General features: G+C 40.8%; 26 protein-coding genes and 1 riboswitch. Of the genes, 2 read left to right on the top strand and 24 right to left on the bottom strand.

Features of this window, described 5'->3' with window-relative positions; translation table 11 throughout:
• Positions 1–53: 53 nt before the first annotated feature.
• From CSV69_RS03695 to CSV69_RS03660, 8 genes are all read right to left on the bottom strand, one after another.
• The gene (locus CSV69_RS03695; protein ID WP_085428791.1) at positions 54–1,337 is read right to left on the bottom strand and encodes a PepSY1/2 domain-containing protein; all 1,284 of its coding nucleotides are present in this window, start codon (positions 1,335–1,337) and stop codon (positions 54–56) included.
• Positions 1,338–1,360: 23 nt separating this feature from the next.
• A complete protein-coding gene (sleB, locus tag CSV69_RS03690; protein ID WP_085428790.1) occupies positions 1,361–2,158 on the bottom strand; it encodes a spore cortex-lytic enzyme in 798 nt (265 codons plus the stop codon).
• Positions 2,159–2,255: 97 nt separating this feature from the next.
• A complete protein-coding gene (gene prsW, locus CSV69_RS03685; protein ID WP_099692725.1) occupies positions 2,256–2,936 on the bottom strand; it encodes a glutamic-type intramembrane protease PrsW in 681 nt (226 codons plus the stop codon).
• 80 nt (positions 2,937–3,016) lie between these two features.
• The gene (locus CSV69_RS03680; RefSeq protein ID WP_099692724.1) at positions 3,017–3,979 is read right to left on the bottom strand and encodes a YpdA family putative bacillithiol disulfide reductase; all 963 of its coding nucleotides are present in this window, start codon (positions 3,977–3,979) and stop codon (positions 3,017–3,019) included.
• 28 nt (positions 3,980–4,007) lie between these two features.
• A complete protein-coding gene (locus CSV69_RS03675; protein WP_099692723.1) occupies positions 4,008–4,772 on the bottom strand; it encodes a metallophosphoesterase in 765 nt (254 codons plus the stop codon).
• A gap of 108 nt (positions 4,773–4,880) precedes the next feature.
• A complete protein-coding gene (locus CSV69_RS03670; RefSeq protein WP_085428786.1) occupies positions 4,881–5,186 on the bottom strand; it encodes a hypothetical protein in 306 nt (101 codons plus the stop codon).
• Between the two features lie 148 nt (positions 5,187–5,334).
• The gene (locus tag CSV69_RS03665) at positions 5,335–6,774 is read right to left on the bottom strand and encodes a RecQ family ATP-dependent DNA helicase (RefSeq protein WP_099692722.1); all 1,440 of its coding nucleotides are present in this window, start codon (positions 6,772–6,774) and stop codon (positions 5,335–5,337) included.
• Positions 6,774–7,802, bottom strand: coding sequence for a YpbB family protein (locus tag CSV69_RS03660; protein WP_085428784.1), 1,029 nt, complete (start codon positions 7,800–7,802; stop codon positions 6,774–6,776). The genes CSV69_RS03665 and CSV69_RS03660 overlap by 1 nt, the downstream gene beginning before the upstream one ends.
• A 112-nt stretch (positions 7,803–7,914) precedes the next feature.
• Between CSV69_RS03660 and CSV69_RS03655 the strand changes: the two genes are divergently transcribed.
• Positions 7,915–8,172, top strand: coding sequence for a ferredoxin (locus CSV69_RS03655; protein WP_085428783.1), 258 nt, complete (start codon positions 7,915–7,917; stop codon positions 8,170–8,172).
• Between the two features lie 195 nt (positions 8,173–8,367).
• On the opposite strand, the gene CSV69_RS03650 is transcribed toward CSV69_RS03655, so the two are convergent.
• The 12 genes from CSV69_RS03650 to CSV69_RS03595 form a co-directional block, all read right to left on the bottom strand.
• The gene (locus tag CSV69_RS03650) at positions 8,368–8,949 is read right to left on the bottom strand and encodes an ECF transporter S component (protein ID WP_085428782.1); all 582 of its coding nucleotides are present in this window, start codon (positions 8,947–8,949) and stop codon (positions 8,368–8,370) included.
• A gap of 190 nt (positions 8,950–9,139) precedes the next feature.
• Positions 9,140–9,274, bottom strand: a riboswitch (FMN riboswitch).
• Positions 9,275–9,346: 72 nt separating this feature from the next.
• Positions 9,347–10,546, bottom strand: a complete 1,200-nt coding sequence (locus CSV69_RS03645) for a hypothetical protein (RefSeq protein ID WP_099692721.1) — start codon at positions 10,544–10,546, stop codon at positions 9,347–9,349.
• Positions 10,543–11,076 carry a sigma-70 family RNA polymerase sigma factor gene (locus tag CSV69_RS03640; protein ID WP_099692720.1) on the bottom strand — a complete coding sequence of 178 codons (534 nt, stop codon included), beginning with the start codon at positions 11,074–11,076 and terminating at the stop codon, positions 10,543–10,545. Before CSV69_RS03640 ends, CSV69_RS03645 begins: the two co-directional genes overlap by 4 nt.
• A 48-nt stretch (positions 11,077–11,124) precedes the next feature.
• Positions 11,125–12,915 (bottom strand): ATP-binding protein, encoded by a 1,791-nt coding sequence (locus CSV69_RS03635; RefSeq protein ID WP_099624567.1) that lies wholly within the window; start codon positions 12,913–12,915, stop codon positions 11,125–11,127.
• Complete coding sequence (locus CSV69_RS03630; RefSeq protein WP_085428778.1) at positions 12,912–13,631, bottom strand: response regulator transcription factor; 720 nt, start codon at positions 13,629–13,631, stop codon at positions 12,912–12,914. The genes CSV69_RS03635 and CSV69_RS03630 overlap by 4 nt, the downstream gene beginning before the upstream one ends.
• Positions 13,632–13,735: 104 nt before the next feature.
• A complete protein-coding gene (ccsB, locus tag CSV69_RS03625; protein WP_085428777.1) occupies positions 13,736–14,920 on the bottom strand; it encodes a c-type cytochrome biogenesis protein CcsB in 1,185 nt (394 codons plus the stop codon).
• On the bottom strand, positions 14,911–16,569 hold the full coding sequence (gene resB, locus CSV69_RS03620; RefSeq protein WP_099692719.1) for a cytochrome c biogenesis protein ResB: 1,659 nt from the start codon (positions 16,567–16,569) through the stop codon (positions 14,911–14,913). Before resB ends, ccsB begins: the two co-directional genes overlap by 10 nt.
• Before the next feature lie 15 nt (positions 16,570–16,584).
• The gene (gene resA / locus CSV69_RS03615) at positions 16,585–17,121 is read right to left on the bottom strand and encodes a thiol-disulfide oxidoreductase ResA (protein WP_099692718.1); all 537 of its coding nucleotides are present in this window, start codon (positions 17,119–17,121) and stop codon (positions 16,585–16,587) included.
• A 104-nt stretch (positions 17,122–17,225) separates the two neighbouring features.
• Positions 17,226–17,957, bottom strand: coding sequence for a pseudouridine synthase (locus CSV69_RS03610; protein WP_085428774.1), 732 nt, complete (start codon positions 17,955–17,957; stop codon positions 17,226–17,228).
• 107 nt (positions 17,958–18,064) lie between these two features.
• Positions 18,065–19,069 carry a D-alanyl-D-alanine carboxypeptidase family protein gene (locus CSV69_RS03605; RefSeq protein WP_233192317.1) on the bottom strand — a complete coding sequence of 335 codons (1,005 nt, stop codon included), beginning with the start codon at positions 19,067–19,069 and terminating at the stop codon, positions 18,065–18,067.
• A complete protein-coding gene (gene scpB / locus CSV69_RS03600) occupies positions 19,066–19,677 on the bottom strand; it encodes an SMC-Scp complex subunit ScpB (RefSeq protein ID WP_099624563.1) in 612 nt (203 codons plus the stop codon). Before scpB ends, CSV69_RS03605 begins: the two co-directional genes overlap by 4 nt.
• Before the next feature lie 13 nt (positions 19,678–19,690).
• Positions 19,691–20,422 (bottom strand): segregation/condensation protein A, encoded by a 732-nt coding sequence (locus CSV69_RS03595; RefSeq protein ID WP_085428772.1) that lies wholly within the window; start codon positions 20,420–20,422, stop codon positions 19,691–19,693.
• Positions 20,423–20,458: 36 nt separating this feature from the next.
• Here CSV69_RS03595 and CSV69_RS03590 point away from each other — a divergent pair, with 36 nt between their 5' ends.
• Positions 20,459–20,968 carry a DUF309 domain-containing protein gene (locus CSV69_RS03590; RefSeq protein WP_085428771.1) on the top strand — a complete coding sequence of 170 codons (510 nt, stop codon included), beginning with the start codon at positions 20,459–20,461 and terminating at the stop codon, positions 20,966–20,968.
• Here CSV69_RS03590 and CSV69_RS03585 read toward each other — a convergent pair.
• The 4 genes from CSV69_RS03585 to CSV69_RS03570 all read right to left on the bottom strand — a co-directional run bounded on the left by CSV69_RS03585 (position 20,965) and on the right by CSV69_RS03570 (position 25,179).
• Positions 20,965–21,339, bottom strand: coding sequence for a GNAT family N-acetyltransferase (locus CSV69_RS03585; RefSeq protein ID WP_085428770.1), 375 nt, complete (start codon positions 21,337–21,339; stop codon positions 20,965–20,967). The genes CSV69_RS03590 and CSV69_RS03585 overlap by 4 nt on opposite strands.
• A 180-nt stretch (positions 21,340–21,519) precedes the next feature.
• On the bottom strand, positions 21,520–22,845 hold the full coding sequence (gene lysA / locus CSV69_RS03580) for a diaminopimelate decarboxylase (protein ID WP_099624562.1): 1,326 nt from the start codon (positions 22,843–22,845) through the stop codon (positions 21,520–21,522).
• Positions 22,846–22,931: 86 nt separating this feature from the next.
• Positions 22,932–24,389, bottom strand: a complete 1,458-nt coding sequence (locus CSV69_RS03575) for a spore germination protein (RefSeq protein ID WP_099692717.1) — start codon at positions 24,387–24,389, stop codon at positions 22,932–22,934.
• 1 nt (position 24,390) lies between these two features.
• Complete coding sequence (locus CSV69_RS03570; RefSeq protein ID WP_085428767.1) at positions 24,391–25,179, bottom strand: SigF/SigG family RNA polymerase sporulation sigma factor; 789 nt, start codon at positions 25,177–25,179, stop codon at positions 24,391–24,393.
• Position 25,180 lies beyond the last annotated feature (1 nt).

Here is a 25,180-nt window from a genome sequence, read left to right as displayed (position 1 = left end):
TTCGTCCTATACATTCATTATGTCATGTGGAGTACATTTTTCCAATCCTTTTCTTATTGTTTTTCTGTCGTAATGACTTCTAATGTATCAGTGTCGACAAGAATTTTGTATGTCTCTACGTTCTCTTCGCCTGAAACAACCGTGAGATAGTGCGCAAGACGCTGTTGCATTTGACTATTTTCTACATATGCGAGCTCTTGCTTCATGACCGTAACTTCAGGTCTGAAGAATGTGTGCCACTCGGCTGTACGAATAGGTTGCGGTTTTGGTTGCTCTTTACGAATATATTCGGACGCATTGAGACCGATCACTTCTCCGTTATCTTTTGCTAATTTGATATGAATGGGGTCCGAGAATACTTTAGCCCCATTTTCAGGATACACGCGGACATAAACAAAGTGCCAAGCCGTATCGTTCTCTCTCGCTTCTTCGAGAACCAAATCTTTATAATCAGCCTTCTTTAAAAACTCGTCAGCTAACTTCTCCAATTCTTCATACGATACTGCAGGTTTACCCATACGACGCTCCACAAGATAGGACAATACATGACCGCCTTTTTCAGTTAGATCAATATAGCCGATTGAAGAGTTTTCCGCAAAACGGATATGATAAAACGGATAGGGAGCACCTTTCCTACTTCTTTCCGCTGCAATGATATCATTTGACACGGCGGGCAAAAGCTTTTTGAATTTCTGAATCGCCTCGTCCTCACTTATTTTCTTTTCTTTTATATCGCGCAACTCTTTTTTCTTCTGAGCATCAGACTCACTTGCCGTTAAAGGGAATACCGATTCTGTATATTGCATGACAGACTCTCCCATTTTCGACCAATTCGCTTTACCATCTGGTGAGTCGCGCAACTTCTTTTCCCAGTTACTCATCGACATTCTTCTTGAAAACATGTCTTTTGTTGCCAATTGCCATTCACTCGTTAATTCATTAAGATTTTCTGAAGCGCGTTGCATGACACCATAATATTCGTCAGGTTCACCATTTTCCGTAGATTCCTTTGCAAAATTCCCTAACCGTCCTAAGTAATTCATCCAGGAAGTAGAGAAACTTTCATCGACAGGTAGAGAGGAAATGGACGATTTGATGTCCGAAGACAAACGCCAAATATCTTCTCTCTCTTTTGCGGAACTTTTTTGATCTTCAAAGAGTAACGACTTGTTTACGGCCTCTTCCAACTCCCCAAGTTTTTGCGAGGCATCTGTCATACTTTTCGAATACTGGCCATTTAGTGCAATCGATAACTCTTCATTTTCACGCACTGTCCCAAACGTATAGATTCCTAACACAATAAATGAATAGGTCAAAATGAAAATCATGCTTCTCATAATAAGCTAGGTCCTCCTTTCTATTAGTCACAAAATATGTGTAAACCGATTTTCTTAATTTGTGGTCTCGACCAAATCCATTTGCTAGTTGCGGTAATTGGATTGAAATAGTAAATAGCGTTCTCTGAAGGATCCCAGCCGTTGATTGCATCGATGACCGCTTCTTTCGCGCGCTCGTTCGGTGTCAGCCAAATCTGTCCATCCGCAACCGCAGTAAACGCGCCTGGTTGAAATATGACCCCACCAATTGAATCAGGAAAGTCTGCATGTTCAACACGATTTAAAATAACTGCTGCCACGGCCACTTGCCCCTCGTATGGCTCTCCACGCGATTCACCATAAACCGCATTCGCTAATAAATTAATATCTTGGTCAGTGTATTTAGGCGGTGCTTGCATTTGAGTTTGCGACTGTTTATGTGGCGCGCCGCCCTTTTTCACCTGCGATTCCAGCGACTGACCACCATAATAGGTAAATTGGTTGCCCTTAGCAATCTGTCCCTTTACATACTTTTCATCGTAATCCGTAATTCCTTGCAACTTCTTCTGGGTTCCTTTCCCAGCAATCCCGTCAAGCGGCAAACCGTATTGCTCTTGGAAATTGCGCAATGCCCAGTAAGTCCCAAATCCAAAATTGCCATCAATCTCTCCGTGATAGAAACCGATATATTGAAGTCTCGCTTGTAACTCAATGACATCATCTCCTTTTGCACCTTTTGCCAAGTCACGTCCACTGAATGCTTCACTATGACTCGCAAAGAAAGAAAACATCATGATGCCTGCCAGTAATAAAAATAGGAAGCGTTTTGTAATTCGCTTCATAGACATCCACCTCCAAAAAATTGTGCTTCCTTGTAGTTTGTCCAATATGCAGTATTTTATAAGGCAAAAAATCCGTCTGATTAATTCAGACGGATTTCTAAAAGTTTGATTGATTTTTTTTTCTAAATTGCTGCATCGCAAAAGTGTGTGCGTACTTTACTCGTGTCAGGCCAAACCACCAAAGGAACAGCATGAAAGGGATCATTAAATATAACCAATAATCATAGGTAAATAAAATCGAATTATAAAGTACATGAAGCAAAAATGGCGCCAAAAATGCAACGGCTATCCACTTCGCTTTTTCTGACACTATAGAAAACTTTGCTTTACCAAAATAATAGCCCATGACCACACCAAATAACGCGTGACTTGAGACAGGTAGCAATGCTCGAATAAAAGCTGTGTCCAAACCGAAGGACAGTAAATATAAAATATTTTCTACTGTAGCGAATCCAAGTGATACACTTGCTCCATACAATATTCCATCATAGGCATCTTCAAATTCAATTGTTTTATATACGAGAATAAAAATAATAATCCATTTAAAAAATTCTTCTAAACTGCTTGTAAATAAAACATTGCGGAAAAATTCACTATTAAATACACGCTCTTCCTCAAAAACATGTTGAATAAACAAAATTGGGAATGTCATGATCGCACCGTAAATGAATGCATGGAATAGCGACTTGGATGGCTCCTTGGCAATTTGTTTACGTAAATACAAATAACTGAAAAGTGCCAGCGCCGGCGCTATTGCGACTGTCAGTAAGATAAACATAAGCGCCTCCTCATGTCGATAGTATACCACACACTAAACGACAAAAGTCGCCTGACCTATAAGGCAAGCGACTTTTCGATTCACTTCTGTTGTTGGATAGATTGCGCAATCATTCCACCATGGAAACGACCATTTTCGATGAAAATCTCATTGGCATTATTGCCTGCTGCAATGACACCTGCTATAAATAAATTCTCCACGTTTGTTTCCATTGACTCTTCATTGAAAATAGGACGGCCCGACGTCTCATCCACCTCGATACCTATTTTACGTAAAAATGCATGGTCCGGATGATAGCCAATCATCGCAAAGACATAATCACTTTCGAGATCAAACGTTTCACCTTGCTGATTAACAGTGACAGCTTTTTCATTAATTTTGGTAACGTCCGCATTGAAGTACATATCGATTTGACCATTCCGCACTAAACTATCAAAGCCAGGCAAAATCCAAGGTTTGACACTTTTTGAATACGTATCATTACGGTAAACGACCGTAACATGCGCTCCAGCACGCTGTAATTCCAATGCCGCATCGACTGCAGAATTTTTGCCACCAATGACTGTTACTTTTTTATTGAAATACGGATGTGCTTCTTTAAAGTAATGGAAAACAGTTGGCAAATCTTCTCCTTCTACATGTAAACGATTTGGCTGATCATAATAACCTGTTGCCACTACAACATACTTTGCACTATAGACCGCTTTATCCGTTTTCACGGTGAATTGATCACCGTTTTTAACTACATCTTCTACTCGCTCATGGCTATTTATTTGTAGTTCTTCAATTTGTGCAACGGTTCTATAATAGACTAATGCATCATTACGTTTCGGCTTATCCATCGCCGTAATAAATGGCGTCTTGCCAATTGATAACTTCAAGCTTGAACTAAAAAAGGTTTGGTGAGTCGGATAGTTATAAATGGAATGCACGATATTTCCTTTTTCAATTACTACTACAGACAAACCGATATTTTGTAGTTCAATTGCCGCTGACAAGCCACATGGACCGCCACCGACAATTACTGCATCTACAGAATTCATGACATCTACTCTCCTGACTTCTTACTGCCTAATAGCGAACTTCCACTACATGACATTCGGGTTTTGCACCGAGTCGTAACGGTAATTTGGTCGTTCCATAGCCGTTACTGATTAATTTCGCACCGTATTTCGTTAATTGGAAACGCCCTAGATCCTGCAATCCCCATGGCCCAAATCTAATTTGCCCACCATGCGTATGCCCAGCAAGCGACAATTTAGGTTGCAGTTGTTCCTCTACCTTTTTAAACAAAGAAGGGTTGTGCACAGCGAGAATTAAATACTCATATCCACTTGCTGAGTCGATTGCTTTATTGATATCGACGGTACCATTATTCCGATCCTGCAGTCCACACAATCCGAAGCGCGGATGATTTGGTACGGTTGCTGTACTATCTACGAGTACCGTTGCGCCTACTTCATCCATCACTTGTAAAATGTTTTTTCTACCAACTTCTTTATCATTATTACCGAAAATATAAAATAGCGGTCCGACTGAAGACAGCAATCGCATGTTATGCAAAATCCGCTCCATAGGTACACCTTTTTCTGCTACATCTCCGCCTACGATGACCGCATCAATTGCACGCGTACGTAATTCATCGATTAATCGAGGCGAGATAGTACGTCTGTGTATATCCGAAATAAAGAATATATTCAGCTGTTTAGTAGGATTTGGATCAATCGACAAAGTATGCGTTAGCAAACGATTTCGATTGGCCAACGTATACATATACGTCAACGTAGTTATTGCTGATAAAAGAACTGATATTCCTGCTGTTTCTGCCTTTTTCATTTGTCAGCTCCCATAGAAAAAAGCAAAGTATCCACTTTGCTTTTGTAGTATTAATTTCATTAGTAGTATAGCAAGATTCCGATAATACCCTCAACCATTTTACTTTCCTTATGAAACTGCACCCAAGTATTCTGTCATGGTTGGATGAAACCCAACCGATAACTCCACTTTTTCCACTGGCACTTGATCGGGAACGTCAGGGGAATAGAGATCGGATAATACGTAGAGTAAAATAATAATAGGAATTAGCGTAAAGATTGCTAGAAAAATATTAATGATCTTCACGCGACCGTATTTTTCCTCTTTCTTCTTTCCATGTACTTCTGCACGGGAAGGAAGTTTATCGGAAGGCACTTTATCTTTAATCTCTTTTCGCTGCCGTTCAAAATCCATCTTATATTGATCGTTTAACATGTCTAATTTCTCCTTCACACCGCATAATGTCTGTTGCTATTATATGATGCAATTCGTTTATTCATCCGTGAAAAGTACGTCCGCTCATAAACTCATCTGTTTCTATTATGCCGAATTTTGTCTTAAAAGTAAATACAGACAGTTAGGATCAACCTAATAATTGATGCAGTCGTTCACGCCATTGTAACGGCTTAGCGACCCTTTCAGGTAAAGATTCTGATTTCATTAGCCAGCTATCGTCAAGATTCTGGCAGTTTGAACAGCAATCCATTTCTGCTGGTGAGGTGTTTTCGTCAAAAAACTGCACTAATTTTCTCCGTAAGCAACTATCACATTTTATATAACTTTCCATTTCCTCAATTTGTTTCTCTTTTACATGATAAATCTGCTGGATTTGTCGAACGACATTTTCCACATCAAATTGTTCCAAATAATAATCAAGTAGACGGGATGAGACTTCAGACAATCCTGCTTGTTCTGCAGCCAATTGCTCTCCAGTTCCCGCTTGCAATAAAGAAGAATAATAAAGTGTTTGCTGTTCATCGGGCAAATCTTCATAGACAATGAATTTTACTTTCTGAATATCTCGATCATTATACAAAAGAGTGGCGGCTGCTTTTCCTCCGTCACGCCCTGCACGCCCGACTTCTTGTATATACGCACTGGAAGTGGCAGGGATATGTTCATGAATAATTTGTCGAATATCATCTTTATGAATTCCCATACCGAATGCATTAGTCGCGCAGATCCACTCAAGTTCTCCTTGGACAAATTGTTCTTGAATGATTGACCGTTCGTCCTGTTCTTTGCCCCCGTGGTAACTAGCAGTCGCGATGCCTCTTTCTCTGATGATTGCAGAAAGTTCATCGGCTCGCTTTCGTGAAGCTACATAAATTATACCAGGACCGATTGTCGTAGAAAGCCTGTCGATAATCCATTCTGTCTTTGCTAATTCATTGTCCATCTTCAATACACGATACGAAATAGCCGTTCGATCCATCGGCTGACGTTCAATATACGGGTTATTCATTTGCAAATACGTAGTGATATCCCCCACTACTTTTTTATTCGCAGTAGCCGTTAATGCCAAAACCGGTGCTCTTCTTGAAACTGCAAATAGTTCCTTTAAGCGCAAATAGTCTGGACGAAAGTCAAATCCCCACTCTGAAATACAATGCGCTTCATCTACTACGAAAAAAGCAATATGTAATTGGTTGACGAGTTGTTGAACAGGTTTTTGCATCATCATTTCAGGAGATAAAAAAATAAATTTATATTGAGATAAAGTAGACAGCGCTAATTCTTTCTCTTGTCTGGACAAGAATGAATTAATGGCCACAACACGTTTCTCTTTATGTTTACGTAAATTAGCAACTTGATCTTCCATTAACGCAACGAGCGGAGAGATAATGACGACTGCACCATTGAGCATATACGCAGGTAACTGATAGCAAAGGGATTTCCCCATGCCTGTAGGGAAAATCGCTACCGCATCTCTTCCTGCGAGAATTTCTGTAATGACTTCTTGTTGTCCTGGACGAAATGATTCATACCCAAATTTTTGATGCAAAACTTCCTGTAGCTCCATTAGCTCTCCCTCCTTCCAATAATGATTATTAATCGTAGTTGAAAATACGTCAATTCTGGACACTGTTCTTTTAATACACGTAATCGCTTTGTTTGCATCTGTTCTACATGACGCCAAACTTGATCAATTTGTTCGTTTGTCACAAACTCTTCATATGGAAAACTTTCTACATTCGCAGCCATTTCAATAAAATGATCTTCTATTGTACTTAATTTCAAATTCCGCAAAGAAGAAATTTGTTCAACGGTATAACCACGCTCGAATAGCTTCCTCGTTCTCTCAGCGGATTGTGTCAAATACGTGTCCACTCTACAACCTGCAGCTAATTCTTTTAGCAATGGAGTATTTCGTTGTTGGTGAATAAAATCGAGCAACATATGCAATGCTTCTAGATAATAAAGTTGGATCGAACGGATCGGCATGTTGAGACTTTCTGCCATCTGCTCCCAAGTAAAGGCGGTAAGCCGGTTTCCTGATAATCGACCAATCACTATTGTACATTGCAACTCGGGTACTTGAGCGTCTGTTAGTGCGTGTTCCAATTCTTTCTGCAGCGATATAGATAGTGTATTCATCGGTTTTGATTGATTACGCAGAAATCCTTTTACAAATTGCTGAGTAGGCAATTCTTTCTGAATCGGCATGAACATAGTTTCACCTCTTCGCAAATTAGACAAGGTTTGAACTGTCAATGCCAATCGCCTACCGAATTCTCTTTCACGTCCGCGATAGTCCCAGCCATTAAATCGCCACATTTCACTCCCTGTAGCCATTTGACCTTTTGCTGTGACATAAACAAGTTTATCTATATAGATAAGACCGTCCGCCACCATCCGCTCGAGCGCCTGCTGGAATTCGCTTGAGGACAACTGTGGCAACAGTGCGTAGTATGATTTGACTTGATAATATTCGACGTCTTGCAATGTCTGTCCCGATCGTTTCCCACGAAGTATGTGGTAAACACCTTGCGCCGAACGCTCACCATGAAGGCGTTGAAAGATCGTTAGTAAGATGGAATCAAAACTCATTTGCGCTCCCTCCTGAAGAAATAACGTTTTTTTGTTGAAAAGTGATGAAAACAGCTTTAGAATGGAGTAGATACAAAATAGGTTGAGTGAATGGAAGAAGGGAGAAAGACAAATGTCTAGCAAAAAATATACGATTGTCGATCAGGATACGTGTATAGCTTGCGGGGCCTGCGGGGCTGCTGCACCAGATATATATGATTATGACGATGAGGGGATTGCATTTGTTATTTTAGATGATAACACGGGAAACACTGAAGTTCCAGAAGAACTGATGGAGGATCTCGAGGATGCGTTTGATGGCTGCCCTACTGATTCAATTAAAATTGCGGATGAAGCCTTTGAAGGCGATCCATTAAAATATGAAGATTGATTCAATCCCGACAACACTTCCTACTATTGGATGTGTTGTTTTTTTGTTTAGGTTAGGAAGAAATGTCGGCATTAGGATTTGCGAGTTCGAGACACTGCAGGAACGTAGTGACGAGTCGAGTCGCCTCTCCTACACTCCAATCCCATGCAAAAACAACGCCAGCCTTCCTTTTCGGAAAGACTAGCGTTGTTATGATTAAAATGATAATTTCTTTTGTTGCTGAAGAATCCACTTCTCCATACTTCTATATAACATCAATGTGATGACCAATAAAATGACACCCTTGACTAGGTTGAACGGCAAGATTCCTAAGATAATCATCTGATACAATGAGTCGCCAGTAACTGCTGGCATACCAAGGAAGTATGTGTACATCGGCAAGAACACTAAGTAATTCAACAAGCTCATACCTACTGCCATTGCTACTGTACCTGCGAACAAACCTGTCATCAGACCTTTAGCTGAACGATACTTCATGAAGATCCAGTAGATCGGCATAATGAATAATACACCTGTCGCAAAGTTTGCGATTTCTCCTACCGGTACTCCTGTCGGGCTGCCTGATAAGAACCAGTGCATGACGTTTTTCAATAACTCTACGCCAATACCTGCTACAGGTCCCATTGTCATGATTGCCATAACAGCAGGAATCTCACTGAAGTCGATCTTTAAAAATCCGGGCATAGCCGGGATGGGGAAGTTAAACTGCATCAACACCGTTGAAATACTTCCCAATATTGCCACCAAAATTAACTTACGTAACTTCTTGTTATTCACTTGTTCCTCTCTCCTTTTGCGATTCACTTCAAAAGAGGAAAGGCTTGCACATCTGCTGTTCCGCGAAAAATCCCTAAAGCAAAATATGCCTTAGGGAGAGTAAAATGCACTGTTAAGAGCAGATAAATTCAATGAATTTATCCGTCAGAAAACAAGCACCACTTTTGCGTACACAAAAAGATGGCTGCACCTTCACCTTCTCCCATCCAGACTATACTGTCGGCTCCGGAATCACACCAGAATCAGCTGTTAAGCTCGCGGGCTAAAAGTAGAAAACTACTCCATTTCCGCCGGTCGGGAATTACACCCTGCCCCGAAGATGAATCAATATTTAATTATGACTCTATTGTAGCGTAAAAAAACTGTTTTGTAAACTCTACGAGTTTACAAAACAGAATTATTCGTTAATCAGAAACTTAGGGTTTGCACCAATCGGTTTTTCGATTGCTTGTGTAAAATCAAAGCGCCCCCATTGATCTTGTTTAATTTGATCAAACTCTGCTTGCTTATCAAAGCTAGCCGCTGTTAGTAAAATCCCCTCAATCAGTTGCATAGCTTCTTCATATGGTAGATTATTTAAGTCCAGTATTTCACTAAATTTCACGCGCACTTTATTTTTTTCATCCGTAACCGTGAAGTTTACTCCATCAGGAACAACAGACGAGTAGATATCGTTTGGTGTCTCTTTCATCGCATTCAATGCTTCTTCTACTGTAGCGTAAGCCTTACCAAAATTCGTCGAAAGAAATACTTCTCCATCCGATTTCTCAAATCGATAGTATGCCTGACGCGAGTTATTACCTGTTATGATAAGAGGTTCTTCAACTTTCCCTACTCCGTCAAACGTAACGGGTGATGCGTCTTCTTGTAGAAATCGGATTTCATCAAAACCGTAGAATGTATCTTGTACAGACAGATTAAGCATCTCAAGCGTCGCACTCGATCGATCATAAGAATGGTCAGCTGAAAACTTCATTTGAACTTGCTTTCCAACTGATGAAATCGTCGCCATATAAGGATGATACTCTGTGAAGCCAAGCGACACTTCATCTATTGTATTCGCATACTCATTATAGAGTGCCACTGCGTCTGAAGATGACCCTAGACCTTCAGGAAGTCGTTCATTCGGGATCAAGAACGTCACAGGGACAATTGTCGCCTGATCGGTAGCCAGCCCAATACGGAAAGCTGTGTGATCGATGAGATCAGCAGGATAAGCAGCATTGGTAAGTGGCGCTGCAATCTGTTTGGTATAGACAGATGTATCACTTGAATCTTCGGACTGCATTTCTTCACTATTTTCCATCTCGATAGTGCTTGCCGATTCACTCGTTGTTGCTTTATCCATTGATACTTCATTGTTCTGTTGAAGGAAAGTTGGTATGAGTATAGTGAGCAACAGGACCGCTGCTACAGCTGCAATAATTGATGGCCATTTAGATTTTGACGGAATATTCTTCGGCTCTTCAAGTTCTGTAAGTCTGGCATCGTTTTTCAATCGTTGCAAGATCTCTTCTTTGGACCGCCGATCTTCCACGACTGGCATATGACGTAAACGTTTCTCCATATCGTCTTCATTCCACTTATCGTTACTCATCTCATCCCCCCCTCCTTCACAGAACGTACGTCAAGTTTCGTTTTCAATGCTTTTATTGCACGATGCTGTGTTGTTTTCACTTTGCTTTCGGTCCAATCCAAAACTTCTGCAGTTTCAGCAACCGAAAGATCTTGGAAAAACCGCATGAGGATGACCATCTTTTGATCCCCCGTACAAGTGTGCAATACTTCCAGCAATTGTTTCTGTTGTTCATCCGCTTCAATGAAATGCTCAGGTAGTTTATCAGTTGCGGTCAGTTGCTGTGTTTCCCAATCAAAATGAATATTAGTATGCTTTTTGATAGTTGATTGTTTTCGAAAATAATCAATAGACACATTTTTCGCTATCGCAAACAGCCATGTTTTCTCGGAGCTTTTTCCTTCGAAACGGCCGTAGGATTTAAGAACACACACATAGACTTCATGCATTAGATCTTCCGCTACCTCCCGATGGCGAGTTAGATAAATCAGGAAGTTAAATACATCGCGGTTATAATCTTCATACAAACGTTGGAAAACAGAGTCATCCATCCAATCCCCTCGCTCTGTAATAGTAGTCGTTTCAGTACAGGAAAAGTTTCATTTATTTATTGCGTCAAATGGGAGCGAACAAATAAAGATCGTTCCTTTTTCATCACCACGTGTCGCTAAAATCGACCCATCGTGTGCTTCCATAATATTTTTTGCAATAGCTAAACCAAGACCCGTTCCGCCTTTCCCTCTAGTTCTTGCTTTATCGGCTTTATAGAAACGTTCAAAGACGAACGGCAAGTCTTTTTCGGGAATACCGACGCCTGTATCGGCTACTGTAATATCGAGCATACCAGCAGATTTGTAGACGCCTAACGTCACAGCTCCACCATCCGGGGTGTGACGGATAGCATTGTCAATCAAATTGGTGAATACTTGTTCTAGACGGTCTTCGTCAGCTGTCACAAGTAGAGTATTCATTTCCTCAGTTTCTAGCGACAAATCTACCTCCGCATCTTTTGCAACTTGTGAAAACTTTGTAACCATGCGGTCCAAAAACTCTACAATGGATAAAGGTTCTTTATGAAGTTGAATGTAGCCAGACTCCATCCTTGCTAAATTCAGCAAATCTGTGACTAGACGACTCATACGTTTTGACTCATCATGAATGATCTGTACCATTTCCATACGCTCTTCTTCACTGCTCACTACGTCATCAATGATCGCTTCACTATACCCTTGCAACATCGAAATCGGCGTCCGTAGTTCATGCGATACGTTAGCAATGAAATCCGAACGTAACTTATCCAATTTATGCTGTTCAGTCATATCCCGGAATACCGCCACAGCACCTCGTATACTGTTTTCACTGTACAATGGGCTAATAGAAATCACATAAAACTGCCCACCTAATTCCAATTCATCTTCCACTTCCTCAGCAAACGAAATAGCATGCTCCAACATATGAAAGACTTCTTTAGGCAACGGATGATTCTTTTTCTCATTGAAGCCATACCACTTTTTCAACAGTAATTCAGCTTGAGGATTTTTCAGCAGGATAGAGTAATCTTGATTAAACGTTACCACTGCGTCTGTCATTGAGGTGAGAATGCTCGAAAGCTGTTCTTTCTCTTGCTTAATCAATTCGATATTATACTTCAATTGACGTCCCATCTGATTAAAAGCCGTAGCCAACTGACCAATTTCATCTTTTTGCGCAACCGGTAAATGCGTATCAAAATTGCCTTTAGACAATTCAAACGCCGCTTGCTTCATTTTACGTAATGGCAACGTGATTCGCGTAGATAGGAAAAATGCAAAAAATGTAGTCAAAAGAAAGGCAATAAATGCAGACAAGAATACGATATTCGTTGTACTTTTTGTTGTACGGTGCACAGCATCTAGACTTTGATACATCAGTACACTCGCTTCCTCACCACTTTCTTGTTTAAATGGATAGGATAAAATTAAAAATTGCTCCATGACATCTTTTTCTGTCAATGAAGGCAATATCATTTCTTTCATTTTTTGCTTACCTGATTCAGGTGACTCGAATAAAACGCTTTCAGAAAGAAGCTTTTCTTCAATTTCATCTTTACTTGAGGATGTATGGAATGAATATAAAATATCACCTTGTCGATCAACTACAATTGCGTTCGTCTCCAAGTCGAGGATATCTTCTATAATCTGGTGAATGGAATCATTCGTTTGTCCATTGCGATCGTTCACAATCTTGCTGATGGTGGCAGCTTCCCTCTGCAAGGACTCTTCTGCTTGTTTCGTATGGAAGTTATCCAGAAACTCAAGCAAGAACAGTGTGACAATAAACAGGACAAACGAAACGAGAAGCAATATGGTTGCCCATAGCTTCCCGACAATTGAATTCCATATTCGCATCACTCGTTCGGAACCTCGAACTTATAACCGACACCCCAAACAGTGACAATCATTTTTGCTGCCCGCTCTGAAACCCGGCTCAATTTTTCACGGAGCCTTTTGACGTGTGTATCCACTGTACGTAAATCTCCAAAGAATTCGTAATGCCATACTTCCTTCAGCAATTGTTCACGATCAAATACTTTGTCTGGTGATTTCGCTAGGAAATATAATAATTCATATTCTTTCGGCGTTAAATTTACTTCTTTCCCTTCAGCTGTCACACGATGCGCGTCATGGTCAATCGTTAGTTGTGGGTAAACCACTAAATCTTTAGACGTCGTGTTAGATGAAACGTTCGGGAATGCTACCGAACGTCGGAGCATAGCCTTGACGCGTAAAACTACTTCTCTTGGACTGAATGGCTTGACGATGTAATCATCTGCACCACTTTCAAACCCGCTTACACGATCTGCTTCTTCACCTTTTGCTGTCAATAAAATAACAGGTGTCATAATTTTATTTTCACGCAGTTCAGCTAATACTTCCATGCCATCTTTTTCAGGCATCATCACGTCAAGCAATATACAGTCATATTGTCCAGCAAACACTTTTTCTAGCGCATCTGCTCCATCGACCGCTTCTTCAATTTCATAACCTTCTCTAGATAAATACATATTCAATAGGCGACGAATGCGATCCTCATCATCCACCACTAAGAGCTTCACTGTTTCTTCCACAATTCATTACCCCTTTCGACAACCTTCTATCTCCATTGTACAATTACTAACCTATAAAAAGAAATAAAAAGACTGCATGACAATTATTGTCATACAGTCTGATTTTATGCATAGGAGTGTAAACCTGCAATAATTAAGTTTACGGCAATCAGGTTGAACATGATGATAACAAATCCGATGACAGCAAGCCATGCAGACTTTTTACCTTCCCAACCTTTTGATAAACGCAAGTGAAGGAATGCAGCGTAGAACAACCATGTAATGAGTGCCCACACTTCTTTCGGATCCCAACCCCAGAATCGTGACCAAGCTTCATGCGCCCAAATCATAGCGAAAATTAAAGCACCGAGCGTGAACACTGGGAAACCAATCAATACAGCACGATAGCCGATTTCATCCATCAGTTGAGAATTCGCCTTCCGCGCTAGCGGTTGGAAGACCGCAGCGAGTGGTTTGCGTGCAATTAAGCGTAATAGTACGTAAAGCACTGAACCTATGGCAATAGACCAAACTAGAGAAGACATTTTTTGAGCATTGATGATCGGAGGTAACTCCACCCAAGGTGTCATTTTATCCGGTGTCATGGCTTCATACTCATTCATTCCGAATAGCGGAGGAACGTGATATGTGATTTCAGCTGGCACTTGATCTTTATTGATGTATGTGAAATCAGCTTGATAATCCATTACCTTAAATGTTGTAGATGCCACAACAAATCCAAGTACTAAAACTAGCGTATACATAACTGCTTCAATCCAAAAACGCGATTTGGATTTCTTTGTCATGTCGATATTTTTCACCAAATACACAAGACCTGCTATCGCACTGATTGCAAGGATAGATTCACCAATAACCGTCGTGATTACGTGGATGAACAACCATTTACTCTGCAAAGCAGGGATTAGCGGAGTTACGTCCGTCGGGAACATAGTTGCATACGAGATAATAATAATCGCAATAGGTAATGCAAACAATCCGAGTGACGGTGTTCGGTATATTAGATACAACATGATGAATGCACCAACAAGCATCATACCGAACGCAGTCGTAAATTCAAACATATTACTTAATGGAGCGTGACCTGATGCAGCCCATCTAGTAAAGAAATAGCCTAGGTGAGTAAGGAAACCGATGATTGTAATGACAATACCGATTGTTCCCCACTTACTATTATGATAAGCCTTTTCAGATTTCGATTTTTTAATTGCCCCACCAAAGAACATTGTTGCCACTAAATACGCAACAAACGAAACTAATAATAAATTACTACTAATGGTAACTAAGTCCATATTTCCTCGTCCCCTTCCTGTTCTGGCTTGTCCAACTCAGGATCCTGACGATCTATATAAGCAGGCAAGTCTGCAGTTTCTCGTAATGTATCTAGCTCTTTACGTAAAGAGAACCAGTTTTTATTCGTATGTGCAGCAATCAATAGATGTCCTTCTGTATCTTCTTGAATCCATACTCTGCGGTGTTGCCAGTACATACCTTGAATAACACCAATCATAAATACTAAACCACCGAATAAGAGGATATATAATGTCTTATCTTTACGGATTGTTAAACCAGAAATATTTCGTGTCTCGGCAGCTGCGAACTTAATCGCGTAATCGTTCTCTTCTACTTCAAGTGTTTGACGAATAGCTACGAAACTCTTTTCACCTTCTGGCTTATCAGGTGTGTTCATTTGGAAAATGAACGCTGGGTTATTTGGAACAGGTGACTTCGAGAACGGTTCCCCATCTTTAATTCCATCATAGTCGGGATAAAAACCAAGCATATTTACGCTTGAGCCGTTTCCAAGATCATATTCCTTCTCGGGGTCACTTAAATCTACAGTGAATTCCCCTAGTGAATCTTCAGTAGATTTATTTACCAAATTAAATGTCATGCTTTTAAGCTCATCCAGTTTATAATCCATCTGGAATACATTATATCCATCAAATTTCAATGGCTTGTTAACATTGATAGAGTAATCCTCTACTTTTTCCAAACTTTCACTACCAGGTAATGCTCCCTCTTCTTGTTTATACAAAGCAACGTCGGTTGTATACGATTTAGCAATGGCGCCATTTTTCTCCAACGCCTTACCAAATACTTCTTCCGCTTCTTCTTTTGTATAATTCTCAAGAGTGAATTTTTTATTCTCAAGTACATAACCTGGTGCTCCAACGATATTACGTGTTTCTCCTTCTCGGAGCCACATCGCCTCGTCCACATAAAAACCAGGTATTCCTCTAAGCAGAACGCCTGAAATGAAAATAATTAATCCAACGTGATTGACATATGGGCCCCAGCGTGAAAATCGATACTTTTCAGCTAGAATGGCGCCGTCTTCTGTTTTCACATTGTAGCGCATAGCTTTTAGTTTCTCAGCTGCTTTTGCAAGTGACTCTTCGGTATTTTGGACATCACCTTCTCCGAAAATCCGCTGACGCTTCATAAAGGATGGGTGACGACGTGTACGTTGCTTTTTAAGTGATTTATAAAGCGGAATAACACGGTCGATACTTGCGATAATAATAGAAGTTGCGAGCATACCGACTAATACTTTAAACCACCAGCTATTATACATATCATAAAAACCAAGTTGGTAATACAGTTTTCCTACCGTACCATACAGACGCTCATAGTATTCCAAATAGCCTTCAGGCGTAGTGGCAGGTACATAGAACTTCTGCGGAAAGATGGTTCCAATTGCTGACGCGATTAATACCGCCGCAATAATACTAACGCCAATCTTGACACTGGAGAAGAAGTTCCAAATTTTATCGACAATGGAACTCTTATAGGTTTGAGATCTTCTAGAAGATCCTTCGTAGCGCATATCTACAATATCACTTTTCTTTGCTTTTTCAGATAAGGGACGACCACACTTCTCACAAAGCTCTGTACCATAAGGATTTTCATGCCCGCATTGGCATTTGATTTTGCTCATTGAGTAACAATCTCCTTACTTTGGTTGAATGCTTTCTAAATACCCGTAAATTTGTTGCTCTGTCATTCCCTGTTTAATGACTTTCGTAATCTTTCCTTCTGGATTGATGAGGAAAGTTGTAGGTAATGGTTTGATATTATACAAATCCATAACGGTTTTGTTCTTATCCCATAACATCGGGAATGAAAGGTCCATGTCATCTCTAAAAAGTTCTATTTTCACTTTTGGTTCTCCTACGTTGACAGTAAGGATATGTACACCTTTCGCTTCAAAGTCTTTATAGAGATCCTCCATGTGAGGCATTTCCTTTTTACAAGGTGGACACCATGTTCCCCAGAAATTCAGGAATACGCCTTGTCCTTTGTAATCCGATAACCGATGTTCATTTCCTTCTAAATCTACAAGCTCGAAATCAGGAGCTGTATCACCTTCCGCCAAGACTTTCACTTTATCTTTTGAAGTAATTGCGTAGATCAAAATTGCAGCTAAAATTAATAGAAGGGCTGCTCTGCTAATTAGCCTGATAGTCTTTTTGTTTTTCTTTTTGGCCAATCATGTAACCTCCTGTCTAATTTGCGTTCCAATTGCTATTATAGCAAAACGTAAAATCAGTTGGGACTGCACTAGTGATAGGTTTGTGAACATTCCACGCTTTCTTAGCCGATCTTACCTGTTTCTGCCAAGACGCGTAATTGTTTCAATTCGTGTCTAGTTAACTCACGTGCTTCTCCGGCATTTAATCCACGAGTAGTCAAGTTCGCAAACTCTTCACGCTTCAATTTTTGCACAGGGCAATTAATTGCGTCGAACATTCTTCGTACTTGACGGTTACGCCCTTCATGGATTGTGATCTCGACAATCGCTGAATTGGTTTTCTTATCCGAACTTGTCATTTTCACACGAGCAGGAGCAGTACTACCGTCATCTAATTCGATTCCTGTCTCCAGCTTTTTAAGATCATCGCGGGAAGGAATTCCTTTTACTTTTGCTACATATTTCTTTTTGATTTCAAACTTCGGATGAGTCATTAAGTAAGAGAAGTCCCCGTCGTTCGTCATCAACAATACGCCCGATGTATCATAATCCAATCTGCCAACCGGGAAAATACGCTGGCTGACTTCTGGCACTAAATCCATAACGGTTTTGCGACCCTTTTCGTCATCTACTGTTGAGATATAACCACGTGGTTTATAAAGCAGATAATAGACAGGAGTTTCTTTTGTTAATTGAACTCCTTCTACCTCAATTGTGTCCATTCTAGTAACTTTAGTGCCTAATTCTGTCACGACTTTACCATTTACTTTAACCAAGCCATCCAATATAAGTTTTTCTGACTTTCTTCTTGACGCTACGCCGGCTTGTGCCAATACCTTTTGTAATCTTTCCATGGGTTCCTCCTTGATGTTACATACTGAAAAAATTATGTCATACTTTCAGCTAAATGAAAAGAAGACTGACCTATGTAGGTCAATCTTCGAAATAGTATGTTTTCTATTCATTTTTCGGACTCGATCTCGACTGCTACTGTCTTAATTGGTTCTGTACCTAAATAAATAGACCAATAGCCTTTTTTCTGTAGTTCATCTGCTTGTGGAATCTGTAACACATTGGACAACATTTTCTTCTCTTCTTTCGTTACAAGCAACTTTACAGATTGATCTAGCTTTGCGACCATATGTGGAAATACTTGATACTTCCCTTTTTTCACTGCAGTATACGATTGATATTCAGAGAACACCCGCTCTGATAACTGTTTATGAACTTGCCAATCATCTCCGTTATTTAATGTAACGACAATGACGGACTTTCCATCCTTTTCGAAATAAGTAGCCAATGTACGTCCTGCTGCTTTTGTGAAGCCTGTTTTACCTGCGACAGCAGTTGGTTCAGATATCACTAGTCGATGTTTGTTTTGCCAACTATTTTTTCCATGTTCAGTTTCAAAAGGATAGTTTTTTGTAGAAGCTATTTTACGAAACTCTGGATTCTTCATGGCAAAATATAACATTCTCGCTGTATCATACGCAGAAGATAGGTGATGCTCGCCGTGCAAACCGGATGGATTCATAAAATGCGTTTGCTCCAAGCCATGACTTTGCGCTACTTCATTCATCAAGTAGACGAACCCTTCAAGTGAGCCACCCGCATGTTCCGCGAGCGCCTGGGCTGCATCATTACCTGAACGAAGCATTAAGCCATACAGTAAATCTTTCGTCTTCATTACTTGACCTGTTTCTAGATAAATGGATGACCCTTCTGCCGTCGCGGCTTGTGAGGAAATGACTGTTTCCTCTTCACTTGGATTTAACTCCAAAAACGTATAAGCCGTCCACATTTTAGTCAAACTTGCTATTGGTAGCGGTTCATGCTCATTTGACCCCATCAGCAATCTTCCGTTATTCCCGTCTATCACTGCATATGACGCGCCTGCCGCTTGACTACTTGCAGGATTCATCACTAATCCGACTACCAGTAGAACGATGAACGAAATCTTTCTCAAGCATCATGTCCTCCTTCTTCTGTATTGGAAAACGCTTCTTGGAATTTTGTCATGAATAAATCTGTCTCTTCGGATGTTTCTTGTTCTTCATCAATTGACAGTGGTGGCATATCTTCGAGTGAAGCCAGTCCAAAACGATCTAAGAAGAAAGCTGTCGTGCCATATAAAATCGGCCTACCAGGACCATCCATGCGCCCTACTTCCTCTACAAAGCCTTTAGCGGCTAACGAAGACAAGGCACGCTCAGACTTCACTCCACGCAAATCATCGATCTCTACGCGCGTCACAGGCTGCTTGTAGGCGATGATCGCCAACACTTCAAGTGCAGCTTGTGTAAATGTTGATGGCTTCGGATCTTCCAGCATTCTCTTAATATCGTTTGCCCATTCGCTCTTTGTCACTAAGCGGTAACTTCCACCATAACTTTTTAGCGTAATACCCCGTGTATCATCCTCGTCATATGCAGCTTGCAACGAAATCAGCACTTGTTCTGCTTTTTGCTCATCGCATTCCAATAATGTGGCTAACTGCGCAAGGGTTAATCCTTCTTCACCTGCTACGAATAAAAAGCTTTCCGTCATACCGATGAAACCTGTTTCAAAATCCATACCCCTCACCCCTTCACATCAACGAGATTCGTAATTCTTCAAAGTTATTGCTTTGTCGTACTTTAACTTCTTGTAATTTCATCAGTTCGAGCAACGATAAAAATGTCAAAACGAGTTCAGTCACTGTCGCCGTTTCAAAAAGAGCTTGAAAATCACATTCTCCGCCACATAGTTCAAGTTTACTCATAATCGAAGACATCTTATCCCCGACAGATTGCTCTGACTTTGTTATACTCGCTGTAAGAGGCAGTTTCAGCTTTTTTCTGTGTAACATTTTTTGAAACGCACCGATTAAATCAAAGACATTCAGTTGCTCTTCCGTTTCCGCTACAAGTGGGACACCGTAGACCGTTAAGTCTTCAGGCTCTTTTGTGAAGTGTTCATCACGATTCGCTGCGGATTCACGTAGCGAATGTGCCGCTTCCTTAAATTTCCGATACTCCATCAAACGGGCAATCAATTCTTCACGCGGATCCTCCTCATAACCGAATTCTTCGATGAACGCTTCTTCTTCATTGACTGGCAACAGCATTTTACTTTTCACTTCTAGAAGTGTCGCTGCCAGCACGAGGTATTCGCTTAATTCATCCAACCGAAGAACACGCATGGCGTGCAAATGTTCTATGTACTGCTGTGTCAGCTCCGCCATGGGAATGTCGTAAATATCAATTTCGAGCCGATTGATCAAATGTAGTAATAGATCAAGTGGACCTTCGAAAACTTCGAGTTTTACACTATAACTCATTTTACCAACCTACCTAACTAGAAAGGAATGATTTAGATGCACCCTTACTATCATCCTCTTTTTCTACAGTTTATTGTGTATTTCAATGACAATCAAGATTATTTCGAATGCCATGAAGTGCTAGAAGAATATTGGAAGGAACAAGAGAACTTTTCAAAAGACCATCCACTAACAGGCTATATTCTCATGGCTACAGGATTATACCACTGGCGCAGAGGCAATACAGCAGGCGCTTCCCGCACTTTGAACAAAGCCATCACACGTTTTAGACAAATGCCTGTACAATTTGGCGACTATCTGGAAGAAGTGGCCATTGATGATATCATTAGCAAGCTAGAGCACTGTTTGGAGAGTATTAAATCTAATGATGAATTCTGTGCATTCCAACTCCCCATCTCACCACGCTTGCAAGTTGCCGCGGATCAAACTAAGCCCTCGATTGCATTATTGCCAAAAAATAGCGCGTCAGTTATTCATAAGCATATGCAGCGGGACAGGTCGGATATTCTTTTACAACGTGAAGAAAAGAAGAAGGGCAGTCATTAAAGATCTGCGCCTTCTTCTTTTCGTAAGCAACTTTGTATAAAGGGTTTGGTAAAATCAGTGCCTTCACAGCTGTATCCCGGATAAATCTCCTGCAATTCCTTCATCATCTTGTACGCTATTCCTTCTCCACGAAACGATGGATTAACCGAAATATGCTGGACAGTATACGTCTTAGCCTCATCATTTATTTCTACACCTATTAAACCAATGTAATCCTCTGCTTCTTTATAAAGAAATAACTGCCACTGTTCTTCGCAAATATACTGCTGAACAGTTTCTTGTAATTTACATAACATTTTCTCACTAGGGATATATGATAAAAAACCCATAGCAATTTTCTCTTGTGCTTTCTTAAAGCGAATAAGATTCAATAGTAACCCCTTCTTTTCAGAAATCCTCTGTATAGTTTACACCAATACACCGTTTTCTTCAACTTACGCATTATTTATAGCTCGGATCGATCACCGGAACAACTAAATACCAATAGATGACACCCCAAACAATCGCCATTACAACAATGGAAAGGAAGAGAATGATGTTTTTCTTTTTCATCAGAAATTCTCCTTCTCATTTGATTGTAACGGAAGATCCAATTTAATAATGTCTTCGTAGGTTTCGCGTCTTACTACTAACTGATGCTGGCCATTTTCAGCAAACACAACAGCGGGTCGTGGTAAACGATTATAGTTGCTGGCCATGGAGTACGTGTAGGCTCCTGTACAAAAGACAGCTAGTAGATCGCCTGTTTCCACTTTCGGTAAAGCGGCTTGTTCTATTAATTTATCGCCTGACTCACAGCATTTACCTGCTACAGTCCATTGCTGATCATGTGGTTCGTTCATTCGATTGGCGATCGCACTAGAATAATGTGCATCATATAAAGCAGGACGTATATTATCAGACATTCCGCCATCTACTGCTACGTATGTACGGACACCCGGCACAACTTTTGTGCTGCCTGTGGAATAAATGGTCGTTCCTGCATCTCCAACAAGCGAGCGGCCGGGTTCTATCCAGATTTCAGGAATGGGATACTGACATTCCTCCGCCATCTTCTTCACTACATCTGCCATTTCTTCTACATATACGGCTGGTTCTAGCGGCGTATCTTCTTCTGTATAACGAATACCAAATCCACCGCCTAGATTTAAGACCGGACAGATAAACTGGTAGTTCTTCCGCCATTCCACCATTCTTTCCATCAGCACTTCTGCTGCAAACTTGAATGCATCGGTTTCAAAAATCTGCGACCCAATATGGCAATGCATACCGAGAAAATGAATATATTCATGATCATACAGCGAACGGAATGCTTCATCAGTTTGACCATTTTTCAAGTCAAAGCCAAATTTCGAATCTTCCTGTCCCGTCGTAATATAGTCATGTGTATGTGCTTCAACACCTGGTGTTACGCGAATCAGAACATTCATTATTTGCTTGCGCTCTTCCGCAACCTTTTTAATCATGTCGATTTCCAAGAAGTTATCGACTACGATACAGCCAATTCCCTCTTCAAATGCATACAAGATTTCTTCTCTACTTTTATTATTTCCGTGGAAATGAATACGTTCACGGGGAAAACCTGCCGCTACAGCTGTATACAATTCTCCACCAGAAACTACGTCAAGAGACAATCCTTCTTGTTCTGCCAACTGATAGATCGCAATGGATGAGAAAGCTTTACTCGCATAAGCAACCTGAGCGTTAATATTTTTGCGTTCAAACGTTTCTTTAAATGCTCGCGCACGCTTTTTGAATAACTCCGTGTCGTACACCATGACCGGCGTTCCATATTGTGAAGCTAATTCTGAAACGTCTACTCCACCGATTGTCAGATGACCACTTTCATTCACTGCCTGTGTTCCATAAAGATGCATGTCCCATACCCCTCCCGAATTCTCTCAGATAACTTTATCACAAGAAGACGGAAAGTAGCAACGAACGATAGAAGGTCTACTTATCTTTACGACATTCTGTCACGGTTTGGTGATTTTGTGATAAACGGCCGTGGGTCATCGATTGTCATAGGGAAGCGAATCAATACACGTAGCAAAGCTTTCGGGAAGAAAGGTGTGAACGGCCACAAATATGGCACATTCATCGGCTTCAATGAACATAAGTAATAATAAATGACAGCAAGCGCTATGAAGAAGCCTGGTGCGCCTAACAAGGCAACAGAGACCAATAAGAAAATCCGGAATACCTTAGTCGTAATACTTAATTCGAATGAAGGTATCGCAAATGTCAAGATGGCACTTACTGCCACATATAGCACAACTTCCGAAGAGAATAAGCCTACGTCAATCGCCACTTGTCCAATCACAATAGCAGCAACGAGCCCCATGGCGGTCGAAAGTGGCGTTGGAGTATGGATTGCGGCCATACGTAATACCTCAATACCTACATCCGCAATCATCAACTGAACAAATAGGGGCACTTCTCCCCATTCATTCGGACCGATGTACTTGATCGCTTCTGGAACGAATTGTTTTTCTACTGACATCAAATACCAGAATGGCAGGATCACTAAACTTAAAAACGTCCCAGCGAAGCGTACCATCCGGATGAATGTACCGATTAAAGGCGCTTGCCTGTATTCTTCGGCGTGTTGTAAGTGATGCACTAGCGTTACAGGAACTAAAATGACAGATGGAGACGTATCTACAATAATCGCGATATGTCCCTCAAGTAAATGCGCTGCACAAATATCAGCGCGTTCCGTATACCGAACGAACGGCATCGGATGAAACCCTTGTTTAAAAAGGAATTCCTCAAGAGATTTATCGGTCATCGTCAAGCCATCTGTTTCTAAAGCATCCAGTCGTTCCCTTACGAAATTTAAATGTCCCTCATTTGCGGCGCCCTTCAAAAAGGTGATCGCAATATCCGTCTTACCTTTTACTGACGTTTCATGCATTTCAAAACGTAGATCCGTTGTACGTAAACGTCTTCGGATTAACGCTGTATTTGTCAAAATGTTTTCTGTAAACCCGTCCCTTGAGCCACGTATGACTTTTTCAGTATCCGGTTCTTCGGGACTTCTGCCTGGATAGGATCGCACATCAAGTGCAAATGTGAAACCATCTTTCATGACGAATACAGCTAACCCACTTAAGATCACTTTCGCGAGTTGATCTTCATCCTTCACAACTTCCAGGGAATGATACGGAAAATAATCGACCATGGCGCGATCAATATTCTCAACAGATTCACTTGTAAATAATTCATTACGGTCCTGCATTTCGGTCATTAAGGTAGTTAAGACCTCACCATCCACTAACCCGTTCATATACAGAAGAAGTATTTCTTTATCCCATAGGTGGATCAACCGTTTAGTCGCATCGAATGTTTCATCTTCGCCAAACTGATTGATGAACCACCTTTCCCCTTCTCTTATGGACGTAAATAGTGTATCGGTCAAATTATGGTCTCCTCGCCTTTTCGAGCGCATCTTCGGCATCTGCGCCCATCCATGTTTTCATTTGTGTCAGAATCTTTTTCTCCAACCGTGATACTTGCACCTGTGATATGCCGATTCGTTTCGCAATATCACTTTGTGTGTAATCCAAATAATAGCGCATATAAATGATCGTCTGATCCCGCTTGTTCAAACGGGTAATGACATCTCGTAACGGAATATGATCGAATACCCTCTCTGACCTATCGTCGCGAAGCTGGTCCATCAGCGTCAAACTGTCACCTTCACTCTCATATAATTGTTCATGTAAGGAAGCCGGATCTCTAAGCGCATCAGAGGCCAGAATAATATCTTCCTGCTTCACTTCCAATATTTCTGCCATTTCTGAAATAGAAGGTGAACGTCCATGCTTCTTGAAAAAGTCATCGGTTGCGTGACGAATTTTATAACTCAATTCCCGAATCGTACGTCCGACTTTCACCATTCCATCGTCACGTAGATAGCGTTGGATTTCTCCCACGATCATCGGCACTGCATACGTTGAAAACTTTACCTCGTATGTTAGATCGAACTTATCTATAGATTTCATCAATCCAATACAGCCAATTTGAAATAAATCCTCTAAATCCGCACCACGCGAAGCGAAGCGTTGAACGATAGACCATACGAGTCTTGTATTGCCTTCTACCATCATTCGTCTAGCTTCTTTGTCACCCGCTTGTGATTCTTTGATGAGTTCTCGCATTTTTTCTTGTGACAATAGAGCGTGTTGCTTCTCAACAGATGCTTCCATA

This window comes from Sporosarcina sp. P26b (genome assembly GCF_002743245.1).
Taxonomy (GTDB): Bacteria; Bacillota; Bacilli; order Bacillales_A; family Planococcaceae; genus Sporosarcina; species Sporosarcina ureae_C.
This window is presented reverse-complemented; position numbering and strand designations above follow the sequence as displayed.